This window comes from Pseudomonas endophytica (assembly GCF_001411475.1).
GTDB classification, from domain to species: Bacteria; Pseudomonadota; Gammaproteobacteria; order Pseudomonadales; family Pseudomonadaceae; genus Aquipseudomonas; species Aquipseudomonas endophytica.
In genome coordinates this window covers 64,670-89,145 of record NZ_LLWH01000165.1, presented here as the reverse complement: position 1 = coordinate 89,145, position 24,476 = coordinate 64,670, and the positions used below count along the sequence as shown (strand labels likewise).

At 53.2% G+C, this 24,476-nt stretch carries 8 protein-coding genes; 2 read left to right on the top strand and 6 right to left on the bottom strand.

All coding sequences use genetic code 11. The annotated features are described in order from the left end of the window. Window positions 1-189: 189 nt before the first annotated feature. Genes AQS70_RS11890 through mexE form a run of 3 tightly spaced genes read right to left on the bottom strand, consistent with a single transcriptional unit; the run spans window position 190 to window position 6,035 of the window. The gene (locus tag AQS70_RS11890) at window positions 190-1,599 is read right to left on the bottom strand and encodes an efflux transporter outer membrane subunit (RefSeq protein ID WP_055102970.1); all 1,410 of its coding nucleotides are present in this window, start codon (window positions 1,597-1,599) and stop codon (window positions 190-192) included. Continuing rightward, window positions 1,596-4,775: an efflux RND transporter permease subunit gene (locus tag AQS70_RS11885; protein ID WP_055102969.1), complete on the bottom strand. Its 3,180-nt coding sequence runs from the start codon at window positions 4,773-4,775 to the stop codon at window positions 1,596-1,598. Before AQS70_RS11885 ends, AQS70_RS11890 begins: the two co-directional genes overlap by 4 nt. Before the next feature lie 15 nt (window positions 4,776-4,790). After that, entirely contained in the window at window positions 4,791-6,035 is a 1,245-nt protein-coding gene (mexE, locus tag AQS70_RS11880) for a multidrug efflux RND transporter periplasmic adaptor subunit MexE (RefSeq protein WP_055102968.1), read from the bottom strand. Window positions 6,036-6,406: 371 nt separating this feature from the next. Here mexE and AQS70_RS11875 point away from each other — a divergent pair, with 371 nt between their 5' ends. Further along, on the top strand, window positions 6,407-9,337 hold the full coding sequence (locus AQS70_RS11875; protein ID WP_082428094.1) for an RHS repeat-associated core domain-containing protein: 2,931 nt from the start codon (window positions 6,407-6,409) through the stop codon (window positions 9,335-9,337). 81 nt (window positions 9,338-9,418) lie between these two features. Here AQS70_RS11875 and AQS70_RS11870 read toward each other — a convergent pair whose 3' ends face one another. From AQS70_RS11870 to AQS70_RS11860, 3 genes are read right to left on the bottom strand one after another with little or no spacing between them, the layout of a single operon-like run. Continuing rightward, window positions 9,419-13,777: a SpvB/TcaC N-terminal domain-containing protein gene (locus AQS70_RS11870; protein WP_055102967.1), complete on the bottom strand. Its 4,359-nt coding sequence runs from the start codon at window positions 13,775-13,777 to the stop codon at window positions 9,419-9,421. Beyond that, window positions 13,774-18,639 (bottom strand): Tc toxin subunit A-related protein, encoded by a 4,866-nt coding sequence (locus tag AQS70_RS11865; RefSeq protein ID WP_055102966.1) that lies wholly within the window; start codon window positions 18,637-18,639, stop codon window positions 13,774-13,776. Before AQS70_RS11865 ends, AQS70_RS11870 begins: the two co-directional genes overlap by 4 nt. A 32-nt stretch (window positions 18,640-18,671) precedes the next feature. After that, entirely contained in the window at window positions 18,672-21,581 is a 2,910-nt protein-coding gene (locus AQS70_RS11860; protein ID WP_082428093.1) for a Tc toxin subunit A, read from the bottom strand. Window positions 21,582-22,312: 731 nt separating this feature from the next. Here AQS70_RS11860 and mtlD point away from each other — a divergent pair. Continuing rightward, entirely contained in the window at window positions 22,313-24,454 is a 2,142-nt protein-coding gene (mtlD, locus tag AQS70_RS11855; RefSeq protein ID WP_055102964.1) for a bifunctional mannitol-1-phosphate dehydrogenase/phosphatase, read from the top strand. The last annotated feature ends 22 nt before the right edge of the window (window positions 24,455-24,476 follow it).

Sequence of the window (24,476 nt, the reverse complement as noted above, 5' to 3'; positions counted from 1 at the left end):
TCCAGTAACAGTCGGGCGTATGAAGTGCAAGATTGGGACAGTAGACGGTCTGAGTCAAACCGAGATCTAAAAACCCACGCAAAATACCTAGCTGTCGTCTTAGCGTTTGCGGAGCAAAAAAAACCCCGCGCCAAATAAGCGCGGGGCTAAAAATTGGTTGGATGCGGCCAACCAAAGGAGCTCTTTAGATCAATGCGTACTCGCGAGTGGCTCGGCCTGCCAGCCTCCGCCTAAAGCTTTGTAGATCGCGACTACGCCACGAAACTGATCAACTTCTGCTTGGGCTTGGCTGTCTTCAGCCGCCAAACGTTCACGCTGAGCGTCGAGCAACACTAGAAAATCCACCGTGCCTTCGCGATAGCGAATCGCTGCCAGATCAGCCGCTGTGCGGCTGGCTTCGCTTTGACGAATCAATGACACCAAGCGCTGCTGTCGTTTGCTGTAATCACTAAAGGCGTTTTCAGACTCTTCAAGCGCCAACAAGACTTGCTGCTCATAGTTAGCTAGTGCGCCATCTGCGTCTGCATCTGCACCGCGCAAACGAGCTCGGACGCTGCCCAAGTTGAATGCTGGCCACGTAATACTTGGACCCAAAGCCCACGCATTGGCGGCAGACGAGCCAATTTGTGAGCCTCGCCCGGCTGTAAAGCCCAAGAAACCGCTGAGGCTGACCCGCGGGAATAAATCGGCCTTGGCTACACCGATACGGGCCGTGGCCGCCGCCAATTTACGTTCGGCGCTCGCTATGTCTGGGCGTCGTTGCAGCAAGTCGCCGGGGTTACCGATGTTCAGCGCCTTAGCAATCGCGGGTAACTGAGCGGGGCTCAAATCGACGCTTAGACTTTCAGGTCGTTCGCCCAACAAGGTGGCGATGCGATTGCGCTCACGCACTTGCTCGGCCTGCAGCTGTGGCACGCTGGCCTCAACAGCTGCCAAGCGAGCGTCGGCCCGCACCACGTCGAGTTGGTCGCCAACGCCTGCATCACGCAGGCTGACCGTAATACCTTTTGATTCCTGCTGGTTCTTCAGGTTTTCCAAGGCGATCCGTTCACGCAATTGCGCGCCGCGCAGCTCGCCATAAGCGTCTACCAGTTCGGCAATCATTGTGACTTGCAACTGATACAGATCCGCCGCCGCGGCTTGCTCGTCAGCATCGCTGGCTTCCAGTTCGCGCTGGATACGGCCAAACAGGTCGACCTCCCAAGCCATGTCCAACCCTAGATCGTAACGCTCACTGTTGACGCGCTTCTCGGTGGTTCCCGGAATTTGGCCCTTGCCTAGGTCGCTGCTGGCACGGCTGGTGATAGTCGGCATGGTTTTCGTGTTGACGTCATCGCGAATCGCTCGTGCTGCCCGAAGGCGAGCGAAGGCCACGCGCAACTCGCGGTTACCGGCCAGCGATTGAGTCACCAGTTTGTTCAAGGTTGGATCGTCAAACTGCTGCCACCAGATCCCTTCAAAATGAGCCCGATCAAAGCCTTTTAGGTTCTCAGCGCTGATCAGCGCGGGTGCGTTGCTCGGTGTTTTATAGTCCGGGCCAACGGCGCAGGCACTCAGCGCCAGCACCAACATGCTGGGTAAGAAAAGTTTCAGGCTCATTGCTGCGACTCCAAGTTAAGGTGCTTGGCCGCCTTGCGCGCTTCGCTGCGCTCAACATAGTTGCGGATCAGCACATAAAACACAGGCGTCAACAGCAGACCGAAGAAGGTAACCCCGAGCATCCCGGAGAACACCGCAACACCCATCGCGTGACGCATTTCTGCACCGGCGCCACTGGACAGCACCAAAGGCACCACACCCATGATGAAGGCGATAGAGGTCATCAAGATCGGCCGCAGACGCAGACGGCAGGCTTCCAGAACCGCGGCCAACGGGCTCAGCCCTTCAGCTTGTTTGTCCTTGGCGAACTCAACGATCAGAATCGCGTTTTTACACGCCAGCCCTACCAGAACGATTAAACCGATCTGGGTGAAGATGTTGTTGTCACCCCCCGTAGCAATGACCCCGGTGATCGCCGACAGCAAGGTCATCGGTACGATCAGAATCACGGCTAATGGCAGGCTCCAGCTTTCGTATTGCGCGGCCAATACTAGGAAGGCTAGTAATACGCAGAGCGGAAAGACGAACAGCGCGGTGTTACCGGACAGAATCTGTTGGTAGGTCAGATCGGTCCATTCGTAGGTCATGCCGTTCGGTAGCTCCTCTTTGAGCAGTTTTTCGATGGCTTGCTCGGCTTGTCCGGAGCTATAGCCTGGAGCTGCCGCACCGTTGATTTCAGCGGTAATAAAGCCGTTGTAGTGCATCACACGGTCTGGCCCCGAGGTATTGCTGACCTTGATAAAGGTAGCCAGCGGGATCATCTCGCCTTTGTTGTTGCGCACTTTCAATTGGCCGATCTGATACGGCTCTAGGCGGAACTGCTGTTCGGCCTCAACGTTGACCTGATAGGTGCGACCGAAGCGGTTAAAGTCGTTGGCATACAGCGAACCGAGGTATACCTGCAAGGTGTCGAAGATGTCACTGACGGCCACACCGTGAGTCTTGGCTTTATCACGGTCGATTGCCGCGTCGACCTGCGGCACGTTCACGGTGTAACTGGTGAACAGGCCGGTCAACTCAGGGACGTTATGGCTTTTAGCGATGACGTTCTGAACTTCTTTGTACAGGGCGTCATAACCCAGCCCACCGCGGTCCTCGACTTGTAGGCGGAAGCCGCCGATGGTTCCCAGCCCTTGTACCGGCGGCGGTGGGAAGATTGCGATGTAGGCTTCTTGAATGTCGGCAAACTGCGCGTTCAGAGTGGCGGCAATGGCCGCAGCAGACTGACTTGGGTCTTTACGTTGATCAAAGTCTTTGAGTGCAACGAAGACAATGCCGCTGTTGGGGCTGTTGGTGAAGCCGTTGATTGACAGCCCTGGGAACGCAATAGAGTTAGCCACGCCCGGTTGCTTGAGAGCAAAGTCAGACATGCGTTTGATCACGTCTTCGGTGCGATCAAGGCTTGCGGCATCCGGTAGTTGAGCAAAAGCCACCAAGTACTGCTTGTCTTGCCCCGGAACGAAACCCGTCGGCGTGTGTGAGAAGCCGAAGAAGGTCAGCACCATCAAACCGGCGTATACCAGCAGCGCGATGCCACTGCTACGGATCACTCGCGCTACAGTGCCTACATAGCCATGACTGGCGCGCTCGAAGAAGCGGTTGAACGGACGGAACAGCCAACCCCCGAACAGCTTGTCCAACACTCGCGAGAAGCGGTCTTTGGGTGCGTCGTGGGCTCTGAGCAATACCGCGGCCAGTGCAGGTGACAAGGTCAGCGAGTTGAACGCCGAGATCACCGTCGAAATCGCAATGGTTAAGGCGAACTGTTTATAAAACTGCCCCGTCAGCCCGGAAATAAACGCAGCCGGTACAAACACCGCGCACAGCACCAGCGCCGTTGCAACGATAGGCCCGGTAACCTCTCGCATGGCGCGTTTGGTTGCCTCGACCGGCTCTAGGCCCAGCTCGATGTTTCGCTCAACGTTTTCGACCACCACAATCGCATCGTCGACCACGATCCCGATCGCCAATACCAGCCCGAACAGCGACAGGGCGTTCAGCGAGAAGCCAAACATATGCATGACGGCAAACGTACCGATCAACGAAACCGGTACGGCTGCCAGCGGAATAATCGAAGCGCGCCACGTTTGCAGGAACAGGATGACCACCAGCACCACAAGGATCAGGGCTTCAAACAGCGTGTGAATCACCGCCTCGATAGAACCGCGGACGAAAATCGTCGGGTCATACACGATGCTGTAGTCCATGCCCTGCGGGAAACTCTTCTTCAACTCGTCCATCTTGCCCCGAACCTCGTTCGAGATATCAATGGCGTTCGAGCCTGGACGCTGGAAAATCGGAATCGCGACGGCCGGTTGGTTATTGAGTAAGGAGCGTAAGGCGTATTGGCTTGACCCCAGCTCAATGCGGGCGATGTCTTTTAAACGTGTGATTTCACCGTCGTCGCCAGCACGAATGATGATGTTCTCAAACTCTTCCTCAGTGACTAGACGGCCCTGAGTATTGACCGACAGTTGGAAACTGGTGGCATTGGGAGCAGGCGGCGCACCCAGCGCACCGGCCGCTACTTGGCGGTTTTGCTCGCGAATGGCATTGACCACATCAGTGGCAGTTAAATTACGCGACGCGGTTTTGTTTGGATCAAGCCACACGCGCAGCGAGTAGTCGCCCATGCCGAACAGCTGTACATCACCTACACCGCCCAAACGGGCCAGCTCATCTTTAATGTTGAGAATCGCGTAGTTGGACAAGTACAACATGTCGTAACGCTGATCAGGAGAGGTCAAGTGCACGACCATGGTCAGGTCGGGCGAGGCTTTGTCCACGGTGATGCCGATGCGTGTCACTTCCTCGGGCAACTTGGGCTCGGTACGAGTGACACGGTTTTGCACCTGCACCTGCGCGTTGTCCAGATCAGTGCCCAAGGCGAAGGTGATGGTCAGCGTGAGCTTGCCGTCGGCAGTGGATTGCGAAGACATGTACAGCATGTGTTCCACGCCGGTGATGGCCTGTTCCAGTGGCGCCGCCACCGTTTCGCCAATCACTTTCGGGTTAGCACCTGGGAAGTTGGCACGCACGACCACTGTCGGCGGTACGACTTCCGGGTATTCACTGATCGGCAATTGGAACAGCGAAATGCTGCCCGCAATCAAAATCAATAACGAAAGTACGGCCGCGAAAATCGGCCGTTGAATGAAGAACTGGGAAAAATTCATCGAAGTTGTCGTCCCTTAACCACGAGGAGTCGTAACGCTAGCCAGCTTCGCCGCAGGGGTTGCGGGCGTTGCAGGCGACAGGTTGCTGGCTTCTAGGGCGTGTCTTTGTTGCGCCAGTGCGGCGAGGGTTTGTTCGCTGGCCATCGGAATGACTTCTGGGGTCACTGGCGAGCCAGGCAGTACACGTTGCAAGCCTTTAACGATGATGGTGTCGTCTTTATTCAGGCCGCTGCGGACAATGCGCAGACCCTCGATCTTTGGCCCTAGATCAATGGAGCGGTAGGCGGTGTTGTTATTGCCGTCCATCACCAAGACGAATTTTTTGCCGAGGTCGGTGCCAACGGCTTCATCATTGATCAGCACGGCGTCGTAGGTGCCGCTGCCAACCAGCTTCAAGCGTGCGTACAGACCCGGCGTGAAGCTGCCATCACGGTTGTCGAATACTGCGCGACCCCGAATGGTGCCGGTTTTGGGGTTGACTTGGTTATCGACGAAGTTCATCTGACCCAGATGCGGGTTACCTTCTTCGTTAGACAGCCCCAGATACACCGGGGTGGTCTGGCCACGTTTGCCATCACGAGCCAGTTGGCTGTACTTGAGAAACACACGTTCGTCAGCGTCGAAGTAGGCGTAGACCTTGTCGGTCGACACCACGCTGGTCAGCGGCGTGACATCGGCAGTGACGATGTTACCCGCGGTGATTTCGGCGCGGCTAACACGCCCACTGATAGGTGATGTCACGCGGGTAAAGCTCAGATTGAGTTTTGCCAGATCCAGTTGGGCCTGGATCGCGGCCACAGCAGCGCGGGCAGCTTGGGAAGCGGTGGAGCGAGACTCAGCCAGTTCGGCAGAGATCGCATTGCTTTGGCGCAGACGCTCACCCCGTTGCGCTTCGTTTTCGCTGCGGGTCGCATTAGCACGGGCTTGCTGGAGTTCAGCTTCAAGCTGACGCACGGCCGCTTGGAAAGGGCGCGGGTCGATTTGGAACAACACGTCGCCCTTCTTGACCAAGGCGCCCTCAGTGAAGGCGACTTGATCAATCTGGCCCGACACGCGAGGTCGAATTTCAACGGTTTCCGGTGCCTCAAGGCGACCGGTGAACTCGTCCCATTCATTAACGGGTTGTTCAAGGACTTTAGCCACACTGACTTTTGCAGCAGGCGCTGGAGCAGTCGCTTGTGGAGTTTTGCCGCATGCGCTCATCACTACGATAGCCAAAGCCGCGAGTGGAAAACGCAAATGTTTCAGTGACTGTTCCATGGGGGGAGTCCGCCAATCTATTGAGATGGGCGGGATAATGCTGTCGCGCGCGCTTAGGCACGAATCGAACCCAGCGAAGGTTAATATCATTCAGAATGATACAAAGACCAGCCGAGCCCTCTAGTCTGCGGCTTTTATTAGCAAGCTATCAATTAAATTTGTGTTTACAACCGGTGAAGATCGGATCTTCCAAGGTAAAGATCACTGCGTAATGTGAGCACGCAGTGCATAACGGATAAGCATCAGCACATCCGGCTTGTAGGTCTAAATGCTGTACTTGTTTCGACACAAAAAACATCGCGCTAGACCACCGCTGCACATGACCTGATCACTAGGCTTTTTGAATCATTGTGTAAAACAGGTCGCACTTCATGTCTTCATTACATCAGCACACCCCTTCATTGACGGCCGTTGACCCGAGAGGGTTAGCCCTGCGTACGGTGGCCTATCACCGAGCCCATCCGCAGGATGAGTCACAATCGCGAATACAGAGGCAAACGTTTGGCATCACCGGTCAACTCCAACATCAATGGGACGCGCGTTTGCAACGCTTGCATAACCTAGATACCACTGTGCAGGCCAATCAGAGCCTGCGTCATAGCCTGACTGGCCGGGTTTTAATTACAAAAAGCATAGATGCCGGCTGGCGAATCTCATTAAGCGGCAATGCGGGCCAGTTGTTATGCGTCTGGGATGCTCGTGGCTCGCGGCGACGTTATCTCTTTGATGCTTTTCTGCGACCGGAAGCCGTTTTTGAACAGGCGGCCGATCAAGCGTATGAACATTGTGTCGAGCGTCTGACTTACGCGGCAGTGGATGCTCAGCATGCAGCGCGCAATCAGTGTGGTCGACTGATTCGCCACGATGATCCAGCAGGCACCGTGCTATTGGAGCAATACGCATTGTCAGGTGCCATGGCCCAGCAAATTCGTTCTTTTCTCAAGCCTGACTCGATTGCCGACTGGCCTGAGCCGCTCCACTTGCGAGAGCAACAACTTGAGCGTGAGCGTTATACGAGCGCTTGGCACTACGATGCGCTGGGCGGTCTGCTGGAACAAACAGATGCCAAGGGTAATCGCCAACTATCGCAATACGGGCCAGCTGGGGAACTGATGCAAACTGTGCTGGCGTTTAAAAGCGGAACCCGCAAAGTTTTACTCGACCAGCGCATCTACAACGCGCAAGGGCAGGTCGAGGCAGAGCGAGCTGGGAACAATGTGCTGACCCTAGCCACCTACGCGCCGCAAGATGGGCGCTTGATGAGGCTGAAGGCACACAGCGCCGGCAGCAAAAAGTTTGTTTTGCAAGACCTCACTTATCGCTATGACCGCGTCGGCAATGTGCTGAGTATTAACGACGCCGCGCAGCCGACCACATGGGCCAACAACACTCAAATCGACCCGACCTCTACCTTTCAGTACGACACGCTGTATCAATTGATCAAAGCAACCGGGCGAGAAAGTGCTCAACACACCTATGGCTCAGCGTTACCGGCGCTGGTGTTGTTCGGCTCAACCGATGGCTCTCTGATGCGCAATTACACCCGCCATTATCAATACGACGAGGGCTGCAATCTGGTGCAGATGCAGCATGTTCCGTCTAGCGGGCAAGGTTTCACCCAGCGTATGACGATTGCTGCACGCAGTAACCACAGCATGCTTGGCGCTGTCGATACACCCTTAAACCCTCGCCAAAGCTTTGATCAACAGGGCAATTTGCGGGCACTCACGCGTGGCCAGGCCATGAGCTGGAATGTGCGCAACCAACTGTCTCGGGTTACCCAAGTGGCGCGTGAAGACGGCACTAACGATGATGAAATTTATGGTTATGACGGTTCCGGGCTGAGAGTACTTAAGCGACGCTTGAGCTTGGCTAAAAACCGGCAACAGGTAGAAGAAGTGCGGTATCTAACTGGGCTGGAATTGCACCGTAATTTCGCCACGGGCGAGTGGTTGAATGTGCTCACCATCGAAGCCGGTCATACCCGTGTTAGGGCGTTGATTTGGGAACACAAGCGTCCTGCTGGAATGGATGACGAACAGCTGCGCTTTAGCCTCATCGACGCCACAGCCAGCAGCACCCTTGAACTCGATGAGCAGGCTGCGTTACTGAGTCAGGATGGGTATTACCCGTTTGGCGGCACGGCGTGGTGGGCTGCCAAAAGCCAAGTCGAGGCTAAGTTCAAGGCGGTGCGTTATTCCGGCAAGGAGCGAGATGCAACCGGGCTCTACTATTACGGCTATCGGTATTACGCGCCTTGGCTGATGCGCTGGGTCAGTCCAGATCCGGCGGGTGATGTTGATGCCCTTAACCTGTATGCGATGGTCGCTAATAACCCTGTCGCGCACACTGATACCTTGGGGCTTTCGTTAGCGTTAAACATAGCGGTCAGTATTAGCGCATTGATATTGTTCGTTGGTGTAACGGCTCTTTTAGGTGCGTCTGCAGGCTGGGCATTTGGCCAGCCTGAGGCAGGGGCTGTCGCTGGCGCTTCGTTGGGTGCAGCAAGAACTTTGTGGGTCAATTACCAAAGGTATCAACAAGGAGGATGGCCACCCGTAGATGACGATCAGCTTGAGTACGCAGCATTGATCGCAGAACAAACGATAGGGCTGGCACAGAAAAGCGGGCTGAGTAGAGAAGAGACAAACTCGCTGGTTAATTTCGTTTACAGCCGTCTTCAGCAACACGCAAACGATGGCCTGTTAATGACGAGTGATAATCCTAGTACGGGAGAGATCTATGGACATATTGGCTCAGCGAGCGCGATCTCACGGCAGCAAAGTGGTGATAACCGTCGTTTGCCTACGCATAGGGAGTTGAGACGGTTGGGATTCAGCAGTGTCCTGCTTCGTGGTCCAACTCGCACTATTACCACAGCCTCCGCACAAGCTGGCACTTCATCGACTCAGAGCAGTGCCAGCCAATTTGAAACCCAAGCAGCGACGTCTCTTGCAAAACGGAAAGTGGGTAGAAGAGGACAGCAAGGGCCGGCCGATGAAATGGCTGCTCAAGCTGTTGATATACCTGCTGCGCCTGCGACCCAATTCAATATTGACGAATCAGCCATTGAGCATTTAATGCAACGGCCTGAAGGCACAAGTATTGGAATCACTATTGGTCATGTGCAGGAAGGTCGCTATGGAGCTGTGCACTGGCACAAACACAGTGATGGCCTTTGGTCTGCCGACTTGCATGGTTACCCTGGCACAACCCGGCGAGGCGCTTACCGGCTGATGCTTGAACACACCGGTGGACGCAATTACCGTGTGCTTGGCGTTCGCGATCCTCATCGGCGTTAAAGCCAACTCGAGTGCAAGGTGGTCTCGCGAGCTTTTAAAAGATCAAAAGATCGCGAGTTACCTTTATCCAACGGTTTTTGGTTAATTTAATTCAGGTTCGTATGTATCGTTTTCGTCTTCGCTGATGGTATACCAAGTGCAATAAGTCTGGCGGCTGAAATCGCCGCTGGCATTCACGGTCTTGGTTACGCGGCCCAGTGCGTCGTAGAACAATTGATCGCTGTAGCCACTGGCTCGCAGTGACGCGTCGTTAAGGTAACGGTACTGGTCGGCAAAGTAGGGTCGATACTGACGAATCGCCAACCCTTTGTTGTTGTATTCGACCCGACCGCTTACCCGCCAACGCTGATCGCTGTGCCGGCTCACGGGTTTGCTGTCGCTGTCCAGTGTTAAGGCGCCTTGGCTATCGACTTGATAAGCAACCCCAGGCACGGTCAATTGCTTATTTTGCAGGACTCGCCCGAACCCATCGCTGCACGCCAGGCTGATGCGAATGATCAGATCGGCACTGTCCGCACTGGAAGGGTAGCGGTCTGCCTGTAAGACCGCGACATGGACGGGTTCACGATGTTGCATCCAACTGAAAGGGTGATAGAAGCAGGCACTGGCCGCTTTTTGTAATGCCGCCTGCGGAGCAGCAATGGCGGTCTGCGGGCTCTCATCCTTTGGCCGAATGTAGTTACTCAGCGGCTCAAACCCTACCGACTTACCGTCTTCATGGCCGAAGATGCTGGTCACCAACAATTGGCCAAACGCGTTATAACGCGCTTGCTGAACGTTGCCTTGAGGGTCCGTGATCTGTACTGGCAACAGACAACGATAGTCGTAGGTTGCCTGGGTGGTGCAGCCATCTACTGTTCTGACCGAAAGTGTCTGAAAGTCATAGCGGTCATACTCCACTGTGGTGACACCGTGGTCCTGGGAGGCTCGAAAGTGATTGGCACGGTAAAAATGCCCTACATCGGTATAAGTCGCAAAGTTCTGCTTGAGTGCCCAAAGTGTCTGTTTGATCGGTTGCTCTGCCAAATCCGGAGCTGGGTCTGGTAGAAACAAGGTCATGGGGTGGTAATGGGCCTTGGTTAGCTCTGCGACGAGGTCAAAAGGCTCTGACCCCGGCATGGTAGGCACGTCGTCATAGGCTGATAGCGCGTCTTCATCCAGCTCTGCAATTTCACTGTGATGGGCCAGTGCCTGAATGCTGGCCTGACCTGCAGGTAGCGCATCGGCACTCTGCGCAAGGCAGTAATACTGTACAGATGCGCCTGCCAATACCCTTTCGGCATTGGCGCCTAAAGAGCTGTCGGCTGACTGTTCGGTGAAGTGTTCGTAGCTGATCCGCTCAGGTTCAAGTGTGTGTGGACCTGTACCTTTATTCAGCACCAGTGCATTGCTGCGCTGACGATAAGGCAGACCCAAGCGCCAGCGTTGCGGCGCGTCGAGGTGAATGGCTTGGGCTCGGGTTTCTGTCAGGTAAAAGGCTTGCTGAGCTGGATCGTGGGTATCGCGCCACCATCTCTGCTGATGCGGGTCGCTATAAGGAGCGCTATCGGTTTCGCGCTTTCGTCGCGCGTAATTGACGATCACACCATGCTCCAAGGCGCCATAAGCGTCTACGCGCAAGTTGAGCGTATGACTGCAGGCCGGATCTTCCGGCTCACGCTCGTAGCGATAGGCGATCGACTCGATGGGGAACACCATGCATCCCACAGGCTCAAGTAGGCGCACGCCATAGCGTTGCTGGCTGACCGAGTAAGGAACCGCTGTCGACTGCGGATCGTTGGCGGCGTAGATCTCTTCACGCAGCGGCGATCCGCTAAGTGCTTTGTTCATTTCGCGCCGCGTTACCTCAGTTGGTGTGCTGATTAACGTATCTGGCTGACCGTGTGGGTTCAAACGACTAAGCAATGTTGCGCCCAGCGCTTTAGCGCTCTTATCTTGAGTGTTGTAGTCAGAGCGTGGCATATCAACGTGTTTACCCGTGTGGAACCAGGTTTTACGCATTAAGGGTTCAGTGTGTTCGGCTTCTAAGGCCACACCCTCAGGGCTATGAGTGTCCGTTTCAAGCAGTAAGCCGAAGCCTTGGAACGTACGCTCGCGGTTGTCGTAAAACCCCTCGCGGTACTGGAATTGTTGGGTCATTCGATTACCGCTGATTAAATCGAGTTGTTGCTGCTGGTTAACTAAATGTTGAGGGAATGGCAGGCCGCTCGTTGCTGGTTTATTAGCCTTTCGCCGCTCTGACTTTTCGTCTAGCCACTCTTGGGCGCTGCTGCGATAACTTAGGGTCGCGTTAGAGCCCATGTTGTTGTTGGTTCCAATCAACAGGTAGGGTTTTTGATTGACGAAGTCATAACGCCAGTGTCGCGGCGTGGGGTGAGTCGTGGTCAAAATCAGGCTGGAACAGCCAAGCCCTTGCAGGTCTGCAGTGCTGGCCTGAGAGAAACGGTCGTAACGCACGCCTTCCGGCCACTTCAGGCGGGTAGGTGACGATTGCAAGCCATTGCCAAAACGGTTCAGAAAAATAAGCACTTCATCGGTTTTGAGATAAAGCAGGTCTACCGCGCCAGAACCGTCTAGGTCGGCCAGTAGGACGCATGACGGATTAAAGGTGGAGTAGGCGAAAGGTAGGTTGGCGAACACAAACCCTCTGCCGAAGCGCCCGCGACCCAGGTTCGGCCAACAGGTTATCCGGTCATGACGGATACGGATCAGGTGTTGTTGCCCGCTGCCCAGCACATCACTGAAAGCCACCAGTTCAGTTGCCGAGTTACCGGGTTGCGGCAGCGCATCATCGTCTTGAGCGTGGGTTATCTGTTGACCGCTAGTAAACCCCGCGCTGCCCTGATTGATATACAACCGCACGCTTTGACTGCCGATCAGGGCAAGGTCCTCAATACCGTTGCCCATCAAGTCGGCCAATTGCCCTTCGGGGTGGAAAAACTCTTGGGGCAGGGCTGAGAAGGGCGCAAAGCCAGACCAGCTCCGATCACGGTTGAGGGTAAAAAAGCCACTCATGCCAGGCTGTGCAAGCACCCAATCTAACTGTCCATCGCCGTTCAAATCGGCAAGTGCTTGCAACGTGGGTTGGGACTGGTCTGCAATAGGGATTCTGGCCAGTGCTTGAGCCGGCCCGTAACTCACCGTGTCAGGGGTGAGAGAAGGCTCGGCTCTAAGCGGTTCGCGGTAGTACCAGTTTTTATCGGTGCGACTCAGCACGCCCGGCAAACCGTCGCTGTACAGATCCACCAACTGGTAACCTCGCTCGCTGGCAGGCACCTTTAATGCGTCGAACGGCTGAAATTTTTGAGGTGCTATCACCAGAGCAAAAGGGCTGTAGGTGAGTTCCAACGGCGGCCAGTCTGCGGCGGTATTGGTAGCGTCATACGCTTGATTACAGACGCGTTGTAGCAAGTTGCCACCGGTTTCGGTGCAGTGGTACTGCAACAACAAACGCCGGACCAGTACCGGGTCTGGCCCCATGTCCGGCTCTTCAGGGAAGTAGTGAAACATCAGCATCTGCTGGCACAAACGTTGGCTGCCAATTTCAAAGCCGTAGGTATAACTGAAAAACGGATCCTCGCGCGTCAGCCAAGGTTTGGACTCTAGGTAAGTAGGTTTTTCAGTCAGTGCAGTTGCTCGTTCTCCATAGTCCAGCACCAACTCAAAGTGCCATTGCTTATCGGCCGCAGCCTCAACGTTCCACAGCATTAGATGCTCTAGCGGCTTGAGGTTGCCGTAGCACACGCGAGCTAGATAGCGCTGGGCGCGAAAGTCCCGCAGGGGGCTCGGGTCTGAAGTGAGCGTCTCGTTTTTGTAGTGATAGTAAATATGCTCGCCGTGAGGGCTCAGGCTTTCTTGAAGCAGCCACTGTGCGACATGCTCTGGAGCAGCGGGATCTGAGCAGCGTGCGGCTAAGGTTTTGCCAAACAAGTGGACACTGCCGTCTGCGCTCTGTACCAGCCAAAAACCCGCTGTGTCCTCACTCGAAGACCAATGTTCGATACGGTCAAAGGTGCTTTCAATGCGCGGAAAATAGCGCACCACGGTATGCGGCTTATTAAGCGTTAAACCGTTGTACTGAGTCACCGTAGTGGTGGTAACGCCTTGGCCAGTTTGCTCGGCGAACATTTCTTCACCGCTGGCGCTGATAAACCCATCCTGTTCGGTATATGACGGTACGCCTTTAAGAGTATTGCGTACGATTGCGCCTGCAGAACACCCCCATCCCATACCGAACGGGCCATTGCCCAGCGAGCTGCGGTAACTAAGGCTCAATGACGGAGCGTAAGCGCGACCGGGAGACAGCGGTAGCGCAAGGTCGAAGGACGCCTGCCCGGTCATGCCAACGGCGCCCCAACCGGTACCAATACTCTGAATGGCGCCGCCACCCTTGGGCAGAGACGGTGTCTGCACTTGGGTCTGGTTTGCTGGAGTGGTCATGCACTACCTCCTGCGCGTTTAGCGGTGTAGCGCACGTGCACAATGATGTCAGTCAGAGAGTCCAGCAGGCTGGTCTGATCTGCATGATTTGGGAATGCCAGTTGCCAGCGAGACACGACCCCGGTGTACTCGAAAGGTAAATAACGCTCATCGTTATCGAAGTTGAGGGTGAACAGGCCGTTGTCATTGAGCCCGGTCGACAGCGCAATTTGCTCATTGACGTGTAAGTTCTCAATCTTGTCCTCAGACTTCTCGGAGAATTGAATCATGTTGTAAGTCTGGGTCAGCGTCGCCCTAATGTCCTCATACGGCCCCAATGTTGCCGGTAGTGACACACTGATACTTTTAATCCGCCGTTGGTAATGTCCCGGGTAATCGGCATCAAACAGTGCCTTAGTGAGTTCGAAATCAACTGTGCCTTCGGTTTTGAGCTGACTCTGTAGTTTGGTCCACTCCTTATTCTTCGTCGCTTCCTTAGGTGCATCGGTGCTCTGCGAATTTTGGGCTCGCAAGGTCTCCTTAGTTTTTTGCTCTTTGTCGTATAGCCCTCGCAGTGAAACAGTCTTGCTGATCTCCAGTGCCCGCGAATTGTTTTTCAGGTATGCAGCATTCATTTGTAGCAGATTGAGTTTGAGTGCTTCACCTGCAGCCAACCCCCTGTACTGATAGTTCCACAGGGTGTTTTGAATGAATGTTATGTCCCATTCAGCTCGCTCGTACTGCCAGCAGGCTTGAGCCGCTAAACACAGCGAATGAGTCATGTCATACGCTTGAAAGTAGAAGGTAGAAAACTGGCCATTGAGCCATTGATAGAGTTGAGCGTTGCAAAAGCGTTTGCTCAGTATTTCGTAGGTCGCTTTGGCTTGGGCTAACGCTGTTTGAGTCTGTACGAGTTGCAAACGCGTGACTCTATTTTGTTCCGCATAGGTTTTAAGCTGCACATCAATTTGGCTGAGTTCCAGTTTGGCTTGCTCTAAAGCGAACGACCATTCCTGGTTACGGCGATTGAATTGCTCGGTACGGTCAAGGTGAAACGCACTGGAGCGTTTGATGTGGGCGGCACCTTGGATAGTCGCCTGCACTGCATGCATGACACCTTCCAATCGCATCCCGCCGTTGGAGGTGCCGAAAATATTAGGGGCCATCATGATCAGCCCGGCAGCAGCTTGCGCCGCATAGGCGCCGTTTTCTAAGGCCGCACTCTCCTGATGCTCCTGCGTGGCTCGGCTTTCACCTGGGTTGATACCTTCCTGAAGCTGTTTTTCGAAGTACTTGACTCGGCCTTCCACCATTCGACGTCCGGCGCGTAAGGCAGTCTGGTTATTGTCATCGACGAGCAGCATTTGAGTCTGTTGCCCTACCGCAAGGGTGCTTAGGTCCCATGCATGGGCCTGTTGCAGGGACACGTGTTCTGTTTGCTCTTTACGCTCGAGCAACGACAGCAGGGTATTACCGAATTGGATCAAGTTATCGACAGCGATCATTGCTTGGGCGTGCATCACCTGGAACCGGTAATGCCCGGCCATAGCTTGTTGCGTACTTAAGGCCGCAGTGTTGCCTTTGCCGCCGTCTTGAACGGCCGATGCCAGCAGCAAGTGAGGCGAAAGCGGCGTGGCATACGAAGCAAGTTGCAGCGGCTTGCCTGACAGGTCCAGATGGTGACGTAGATTGTGCAACCGACTATCAACTTTGTCCCAGCGTGTCATCAGGCCAGGGTTTAAAGGTCGCCGTAAATAGGGTGTGTCAGTGGTGAGTGCAGCCAGATTGTCGCTGGTGGGAAAGCGACTCAGAATTGCCAGTGCTGATTGTTTCTGGCTGAGGCGTGCCTCTAAATTGCGCAGTTCGTTGGACGGTGTGGCACTCAGCTTTTCAAGGGTGATCGCAGCCCACGGATCAATCGTTGTGAGGGTTGGCCTTACTCCGAGCAGTCTTTTGACACGCACATACCAGAGCTTGGCTTCGGTTAGGCTATCGGGGGTTAGTTGCCGGTAAGCGGCATCGCCTTGGTTGATCAGAATATCCAGATACAACTGGTATAAGGCCTGACGAAAATGAATAGGGGCGCTTAAGGCTATTTGGTTCGGATCGTAAGGGCTATCAAGGACATAACTCAGTTCTCTGACGGGGGCTGAGAGCGCTTTAAGTTTCCAGTAATCGGAGCCTTCACCATCAGCGTTAGTTTTACCTCCCGGTTCGAACAGGTAATGCAGCCATGTCTGGGCCTCTGCATAGCGCTGCTCCAAGTTCAAGCGATAGGCGACCAGCCAAGGAAGATACAGAAACAGTTCCCAATAGTACTTGCCATGCGCACCGTGGAAATCCAGTGGTTCATCAGGACCCTCTTCCGTCAGAGAAGGTTCTAACCATGCTTCAGACGTTAATGTGAACACCGCGTCGAGGCTGACGCTGGCCGCTTTTGTCAATGTTGCAGCAAAGCAGGTGTTCATACGAATAGGTGCGCGAGCCTTCAGTTGATCTGGAGAATCACTGTATTCAATCATTGATCCGCTAAAATCAATGTACTCGATCGCGCCATGGACCTTTGACGCAATGCGTTTGAGTCTTGGCGCTATTGGAACAATAGTTTTAGCATTTTTATCCAATGTGACGGTTAGCGCCTTGAGTGCATAACCCCGTAAGTAGGACTGCGAATCACTCAAATCAATTTCAAGAATGACCACGCCGTGCATAAAGGTGAGTTGTGCCTGAGCAGAAGACGTGGGCAATGGAGATTTCGACTCTCCGTACGGTCGAAGCGATAAGGGGTCTAAATAAATTTGAGCTGTGATTGACTGTTCCGCTTTCAGCTCAGACGAGGTGTTTGGCAGGTAGCGGCGCGAATCACCGGATTCACCAAGAATCAGTGTATTAGCACGGTAAATATTTCGCGGGTTTGGAGTTTCTCTGTCTAGAGGTATGAGGACGATGTGCTTGTACGCACGCTCCAAAGCGTTAGTTTCTGCATTTTCGAAAGTAAACGAGTTTGGGGCCGCACCTGATTCAACTCCGATATTAATCGAGTACGCCGTGTTGTGAGCGTTGAACAGATGAGTGAATACAGTGAGGTCGATCTGGCATTTCTCTAAAGAGACTGTTGCAAGGTTAGCTTGACAGTCCATCGGTAAATTGAGTGCATGGGTACCGTCAGCGGGTTTGATAAAATCGGACAGCGTCAGGTTGGTTGTTGAATCAGTAAAAGTCAAACTGCGCAACGACAAATTAGTAATGGGCACTATTCTGAGTTCGACGAAGGACCCTTGGGCCAAGTTGATATATTTCGGATGATCGGTGCTAAAGATGACTATTAGCTTTATATGAAGCCCAAAGTTTGGGTCACTGGCTCTAAATGAAAGGGTTTGATGTCTAGGGAAGTCGGCCGTCAGGGTAGACTTTAATTCCAGTGCGCACGTGGTAGTGTTAAACGTTAAGTCGCCAGTGTTGGTGAAGTCTTTGATATGGTTTTGTTTGTTTTCATGGTTCCAGTAACTCAGTGCGGTGTGAGGTGACGTGTTTATAAAGTCTGTGACTTCCGCGGTCTGACTGGCGGGAGCATGAAAATTCAAATTCGAATGGTTGTGATTGCCAAAAATTGAAAAATAGCGTTTGGCAACCTCACGTTGATGTGGCCAAGGAAAGAAGTCTTCAACTGTTCCAACTGAATACAGACGCTCAATACTAAATTGCAGATCGAGCCTAACGGCTTGATAAAAATCTCTTTTAATATCAGTAACGGTGCTGGTTGCAGTCGGCAATTTTTTTTTGATACTTAAACCCAGGAACAGTGACTCAGGCTGAGTCGTTGAGTCTAGCGTGGCAATGGTCGTTGTGGCGTCAATGATTTCTTCGGCCCCCATCGCCAAGGCGCAGTAATCATCGCTGCAAACGCATGGCATGCTCCAGCTGCCATCGTATTTTTTATAGATGTAATGGAGGCTAATTTTGGAGTATTTACTCTTACGTTCGAGTTCTAAACGCGCTTTGTTTTCAAGGCCGTTATCTGTTTTTTCAGCGGAGAAGTACTGAGTACTAGTCGTGAACGAAGGGGTGGGTCTTATGACTTGAGCCCAAATAATAAACACCCGATTGTTGAAGCTCACCGGGCGCACACTTCGGTCCGGGATGATCTGCGAAGCGGGCAGTGGAATTTTCTCCCAGTCAGACCATGCAGACGCTAAGGGCGTATCCTGTTTCGAAGCTTTTTGACCTTCTTGCGGCAGACGTAAAGCCCGTTTGGCCATATCGAGCGAGCGCCAGTAGTAGGTGTTTTCGGCCCTGGATTTCCCCACAAAGTAATAGGTACTCTCGGCCATTTCATTGATGTTGCCATCAATGTAGCCATTGAGCGTGGTCAGGTTGGCGATGTCTTCGAAGCGGCTCAGATAATTCTGTACGGCGGACAAAATAGTGTTTGATTTAATGCGGCACTGATTAATATCGTTTTCAATTTTTTGAAAATTTTCGGTCTTGTTGATACGTAGTTCTGGATTTAAAAATGAGGATGGAAAGTACCGCAGTTGCTGGTTTGCATGCCAGAGTGAGTAGGTACCTAACCTGTCGTGCCAGGTTGCCAGTTGAGCGTGAGACATTCCTTCGGTTTCATAGCCTGGCTCAAGCCCTAATGAGATGCCATTTATATATTGCTGCACACTGGAAATCGCGCAAGCCACGTGAGTGGTCGGGACCGCCTGACTAACTTGAACATCCATTAGCCAATAGCTATAGAGATCGTCAGCCGTTTTGAGTACCTGTACTTGCCCAAGGCTCTGCAACACTGGATCTTCGGGGACGGCATGGGTGAGATAGAAGGCAAGTTGAGCATCTCGCAGTTTTTCATTGAGTTGCTGATTGATTGTGGGAGACATGATCATTCCTTGAACGGTTCGGTAAAAAAACTTTATTGTTTTTGTGCCGCGATGACGGCTTTGCCGACCAAGATCCAATCAGCGCTGGCGATTTGTGCGTGTAAGTCGGTTGCCATGAGTAGGGTTGTGCACGATAGGCCGGTGGCTTTAGCGACTTCATGGCCACGCATCACCCACTCCAACTCCCTCATGGAGCGCACCCTGCGCAAAGGTAAACGATTAGCCAGAGCCTCAATTTCATGGGTGTCCCATGCGAGCATCCCCCCCAGCAAGGTATTGCACTGCGTTGATAAATCGGCGGACTCGCCGACGACAGGGATCGGATTAGAGACGTCGAAATAGCTCAGTAGAGTGTCTTGGGTCAGCCCGTAAGCGTTGATGCAGTGATTAAATTCTTTAAATAGGAAGAGGGTGCTAAACGAGAAGTTAAGCATCGAATTTTGGCTGTTTTCGTTGTCCAGCCAGTGTGGATTAACCAAAAATGCTTGCAGGGTTTGGCGAGTTAACGGCAACTGTAATGTGGTTTCAGCATCGGGGATTGAAAGCAGTAATTTTTTGAATCGCCGGAGTGGAAACGGTTGATCAAGTGTGCGCCCGAGTAAGTAAGTGACATGTTTGAACGTACGCCTTAACGCTTGCTCTGCATCGTTGCCATGTGAAGTGTCTTTGAACAGTTGTTCGATGCGCGCTCTTAGGGGCTGCAAACGCTGGTAGGCCGAGATTAAGACGGGTTCGAGCTGTCGTTTTACTTGGTTTTTTAGTTGTGTGTTAAGTGCGGGTTCTACGCTGAGTTCTACATGGTTATCAACTGCGGCTGAAATCGCTTTTTCAAGCACTTCCAATGAAGCCTGTGGTGGCAATAGTGGCAGTTCTCTTATTATTCCTCTAGCAATCACGCAGCCCCAGAATTCAGCGTGAGGCAGTTTGTTGACCAAGTCTTTAGGAAGTTTTATAGCCTCGATATCTTCTGGAGTTAGACGTCGTGCCTGACACTCCTTGTGCAATTCTTCAAGTAGTTTTAGCTGCTCTTTTACTTTGCTCGTATACGGCGTGCTTTTTTTTAGTAAGAGTTGATAGCGCAGTTGTTGCACGGTGGTGCCGTTGCGTTTTAACCAATTGACTGCCCAGTCCATTTGCATCAAAAGATCAAGAAAGTCAGCAGGGGAATTTTGGCCAGAGGGACGCAAGCTGGGCTTAACCCATTGTTCTTTGGTGCTTGCATCCCCCAACAACTCTGCTAACTGAGCGCACTCCATGACAGAAAGGCCGAAGAGGCTGGCAATACGCGTTTGTCTGTAAAAAGATGAAAGTGTTGTCAGGTCTTTGTTGAGGACACCGTTGTAGTGACGCGCACCTGCGGCCACGACACCGAAAGACTCAGCGGTATGGCTGAGCCCCAGCCCTGCGCAGATCTGAAAGATAGCGGTCTGTGTAGCAATATCTGTCGCATCCGTCTCCAGAGGCAGGCCATCAAGTTCAAAGGGGGTGTTAAGCAATTGCCCACGGTTGAAGACTCGATCAAACAGACTGTCGTTGTTGCCAATCGCATGGGTCGGTAAGCGATAGAGCAGCGCCGAAAACTCATCAGCCTTAAGGCCGTAACAGCGGTTTAAGTGGCGATAGATACCCAGTGCGCGCAAGGTGTTGTCATTGACCTGAAACGTCTCGTCAGGTTGTGTTTCACAGCGCCAAGCACTGAATAGCAGGTTGTCCAGTTGTGCAAACGGTAAGTCTAGCCAACGCTGCAACCGAATCATTCGCTGCAACCGATCGAAGCGCTGTGCAGAGGTGTTCAGCAGTTCAACTTGGCCATCGCGATTAGTCTTTAAGTTTATGCGCGGTGTTGATTCGCCCGAGGTATTGATGAAGCGAGCGCCATCTAGATTGGTGTGATCAGTGCCCAGCAGCGCGGGCCGTATATTTAATGAGGGTTGTGGCCGGTATTTACCCCGTGCCAGCAGTTCATCTACTTGGTCGGTGCTTAGCCCGGTCTGTAGCATGAAGTGAGCCAGTTGTGTGAGCGCTCTTTCATCGCTGCCATAGTGGTTTTTGAATGCTGATTTCTGCTCTGTCCACAACGGCTCAATTAACAAGGTTATTTGTTCAGGGCTTAAACCGGATAACAACAGTTGAGCCTCATAGGCTGGGTGTTGGATGACTCCATATCTGTTTTCGGACGAGTTTCCGGTCGGTAGTTTCAGACTCAACCGATAGTTCAACTCACCCAAACTGGGCTTATTAGCGCTCAAGCCGAGTAGGCATTGCTGGTGCGCCAGATCAAAGGGTAACTCGAAGGGGTAGCGAGTCATTGCTAGCACTTCATTGACTGATTTGTTGCTGTAAAGGTGTGTGTTTCTGTCCAGGTGGGGTTGCAAATGCTTGTTTAAGGTCTCATTGACGATGGTCAGCATGGGGAGTTGCTTGGTGAGGCTCGTGCTGTCTATCACCATGTCTTTGAGCGTGGGCCGGCGCGCTTCCAAGACAATGCGCTTGCCGGTCCCTTTTCCGGTTTTCTCTACTTGCAGCGCAAACAGGTATAAAGCCCGCAAGTAAGCTGCTGGTGAGTCAAGCGCGGCGATGGAAGATGTTTCACAGAGGTTGCTCCAATCTTCTTTGAACAACGCTGCATAAGTGGGGCCGGTCGGTGCTTCGCTATTAAGGCTGCGTTTATTGCGAGTGTTGCTTTCATCGGACAATGCGCGTTCGCGGTGCAGGAACTCCAACTGTGCAGCATATCCACAGGCGTTGTCGTAGGCCTGCCCAGCATCGTCATCACAGTATTGAGCTACCTGTTGGATAAATTCAGTTTTGGCTAAGCGAATGATGTCGAAGACCGATTGCAGATGTAGCAATCCCATTGTTGTGTTGAAGTCAAACCTGCCTGGAGCCGGGGGTTGTCCGGAGTCGATAAGTGTAAACAACAGAGAAGATGAGTCGGGCATTGCGAGCAAGCTCCTGAGCGCCAAGTGGACAATCCACTGGATGCTTTGAAGCTACCAAGGGCCGACGCCCTTAAAAGCCAGACGTAGCCCAATATGTGCGAGGAGATGTCGCTGCTTGTTACAGATAAGGCATTTTGATTCGCCCGACAAGCTGTGGTGCAACGGATACCGCGTACTGGGGCTGTGCCAGCGTCGCGTTACCGCCAAAAAAGCAGTGCCCCTTGGCGGCTACAAACAGACGAACCTTGATTTAGACGGCTCAAATGCGTTATAGCTAAAAAGGTATTCACGAGTATTACAGGAAATTACAACCCCATATGGACGGAAGCACACGTATCAATCGCCAGTTCGGCTCACATTTCGCCTCCCTGAATGCGCAATGTGGGCCTCACCTTAAAGGGAGCGCTCGCGCAACCACAGGGTTTACAACTTGCTTCATTGCACATCACGCTTTACCCCGCATCAAACCCTGGTTCTCGACTAGTTATTCAGCTAGCAGCGCTAACTGGCGCCATTGTTACATCCCTCCGCCTAATTTTTTCTGACCACTCGCCCCACCGGAGCGTCCACCGTGCGTTTTTAGCGACGTGTGCTGCTGTCCGGCTTTATATCTGAATTTCTCAATGTGGGCGCTATGCCTGACAAACGTCAGCATCAAGCCAACACATGTGCTTTGTCATGTACCCGTATCTGGACGGCGAAGCACTCGCAGTACAAGGAATAACACCTCCATGATCTATTTCCAGGGCAAGAGAATTTTTAGCGCCATCTTTGATATGGATGGCACCATGTTTGACACCGAACGCCTGCGTTTTAAAACCCTTAAGCAAGCAGCCACGGAGATTTACGGTACGCCACTGAGCGAAGAAACCTTGGTTGGCTCGCTAGGATTGAGCGCCAAAAAAGCCGAGGCACTGGCCAAAGCTAATCACGGCGAAGACTTTCCCTACGCCGAAGTCCGTAAGCGTGCTGATGAACTAGAGCTGGCGTATGTGCGGGACCACGGCGTACCAATTAAAGACGGTTTGCTCGAAGTCTTAGAGCGCCTGCGCAAGTACGGCTTGACCATGGCGGTTGCCACGTCCAGCCGTCGTGCGATTGCTGAGGAGTACTTGATCAACGCCAATGTGTTGAAGTATTTCGATGTCACCGTATGCGGTGATGAAGTGACACAGGGTAAGCCTCATCCTGAGATTTTTCTGGCGGCGGCCAGCGCGCTTAATTGCCTGGCGCAGCATTGCCTGATGCTTGAAGACTCTGAAAACGGCATGCTCTCGGCGATTCGCGCCGAGGGGCAACCGATTTTGATTGAAGACATCAAACCGCCTGCGCCAGAGGTTAAGGCTGGGGCCTTAAAGGCTTACCAGAGCATGCACGGATTTTTAGGCGACTTGAATGATTGCATGCCCGATCTCGGAACACCTGAGCTGACTGAGAGCTTCCCGCAGGCCCTTAACCAATTCAGCGTCGGTATTCATGGGTTTGGCGCCATGGGCGGCGGTTACCTAACGCAGATCTTTTCTCACTGGGATGGCTACACCCGACCTTGCGAAATTATTGCCGCGACCCGCTCGCGGATGTTACGAGAAACCATTCATGCATTCGGCCGATTCAGCGTGCGATATGGCGCCACGTCATTTGATCAGACCATCGACAATCTCAAGATGATTGATATGGACGACGCTGAAGCGGTGATCCGTATGTACGACGCCGCCGAAATTGTTGGCCTTAGCCTGCCGGAGCCGGCCATTCGCAATCAGGCGCTTGTGATTGCTAAAGGGCTGATTCGCCGCTATGAGCGACGTGGGCGCGAACTGACCATTTTGATTGTGTTGAATAAAGTGGGCGGGGCGCAGTTTGTACGCAGCCAAGTGCAAGCGCAGTTGGCCTTGCTGGTTTCACCGCAGATGGCTCAGAAGATTCTGGATAACACCCACTTCGCTGAGACGGTCGTGAGTCGCATAGTTTCTAAGCTCTCCAATGAGGCATTGGTGCGGCAGTTGCGGATCAAGTCGAAGATTTTCCAGAACAGCCTGACCGAGTCATCTGGGGTGCGCAAAGCCTCACCCAAGACGCCGGTGCCGGAGTATGAACGTTTGATCGCGCGCTTTCGGCCGTTCGCCCAGTCGAGCAACGCCCTCAGCCAACTGCATTTGATTTTGTTTAACAGCGAGTCGGACATGCCGCTGTATGCCGAGCGTTGCAGCAACCTGTTGGAGCGTCTGCGGCAAGTCAAAACCGTGGATGACATCACCCAAACGCAGGTCATGAAAAACCTGCTGTGGAATGGTCCGCACGCGATTATTGCTTGGTACGCCAAGGTGTTGGGTTACTCATGGTTGGGGCAGGGCATGGGTGATGCGCGGGTCAGCGCTTTGGCTGAGCGCTTGATTCATCAGGAAGTGGGGCCGGCGCTGGTGGCCGAATACCCGCAGATGGCAGAGGCGGTTGCGGATTTTTCTAAAACCTTTCTTGAGCGATGCAACACCTCGTTCAAAGACCCGTGTGCCCGCGTGGGTCGTGATCCGTTACGCAAACTACAGCGTAACGAGCGGATTTTCCGCAGCATAGATCTGGCTAAAAAACATGGAATTGAGAGTAGCGCTTTAGAGTTTGGCAGTGCTTTGGCCTTGCACTACGCACTGTATTGCGCTGATAGCAAAGATCAAGAAAGTCAGTTGATCCGTAACGTGTTCAAAGCATCGGGGAACATTGAAGCGGTCTTGACCTACAACGGCAACTACAACGGTCGTCCTTATCCTGGGCTGGACCCTGTAGCTGACGCTGAGCTGATTACGGCCATTAGCGAGCAATTTATGCGTCTGCAAGCGCTTGGCCCGCAAGATGCCAAGTTAGTCTTGCCGGCTGCCTGAGTGTGTAATCACAGCCCACTCT

Excerpts from the sequence above, each read along its gene's own strand:
- AQS70_RS11890 (WP_055102970.1), bottom strand. The coding sequence starts at position 1,599 with ATGAGCCTGAAACTTTTCTTACCCAGCATGTTGGTGCTGGCGCTGAGT.
- mtlD (WP_055102964.1), top strand. The coding sequence starts at position 22,313 with ATGATCTATTTCCAGGGCAAGAGAATTTTTAGCGCCATCTTTGATATG.
- AQS70_RS11875 (WP_082428094.1), top strand. The coding sequence starts at position 6,407 with ATGTCTTCATTACATCAGCACACCCCTTCATTGACGGCCGTTGACCCG.
- AQS70_RS11870 (WP_055102967.1), bottom strand. The coding sequence starts at position 13,777 with ATGACCACTCCAGCAAACCAGACCCAAGTGCAGACACCGTCTCTGCCC.
- AQS70_RS11865 (WP_055102966.1), bottom strand. The coding sequence starts at position 18,639 with ATGTCTCCCACAATCAATCAGCAACTCAATGAAAAACTGCGAGATGCT.
- AQS70_RS11860 (WP_082428093.1), bottom strand. The coding sequence starts at position 21,581 with ATGCCCGACTCATCTTCTCTGTTGTTTACACTTATCGACTCCGGACAA.
- AQS70_RS11885 (WP_055102969.1), bottom strand. The coding sequence starts at position 4,775 with ATGAATTTTTCCCAGTTCTTCATTCAACGGCCGATTTTCGCGGCCGTA.
- mexE (WP_055102968.1), bottom strand. The coding sequence starts at position 6,035 with ATGGAACAGTCACTGAAACATTTGCGTTTTCCACTCGCGGCTTTGGCT.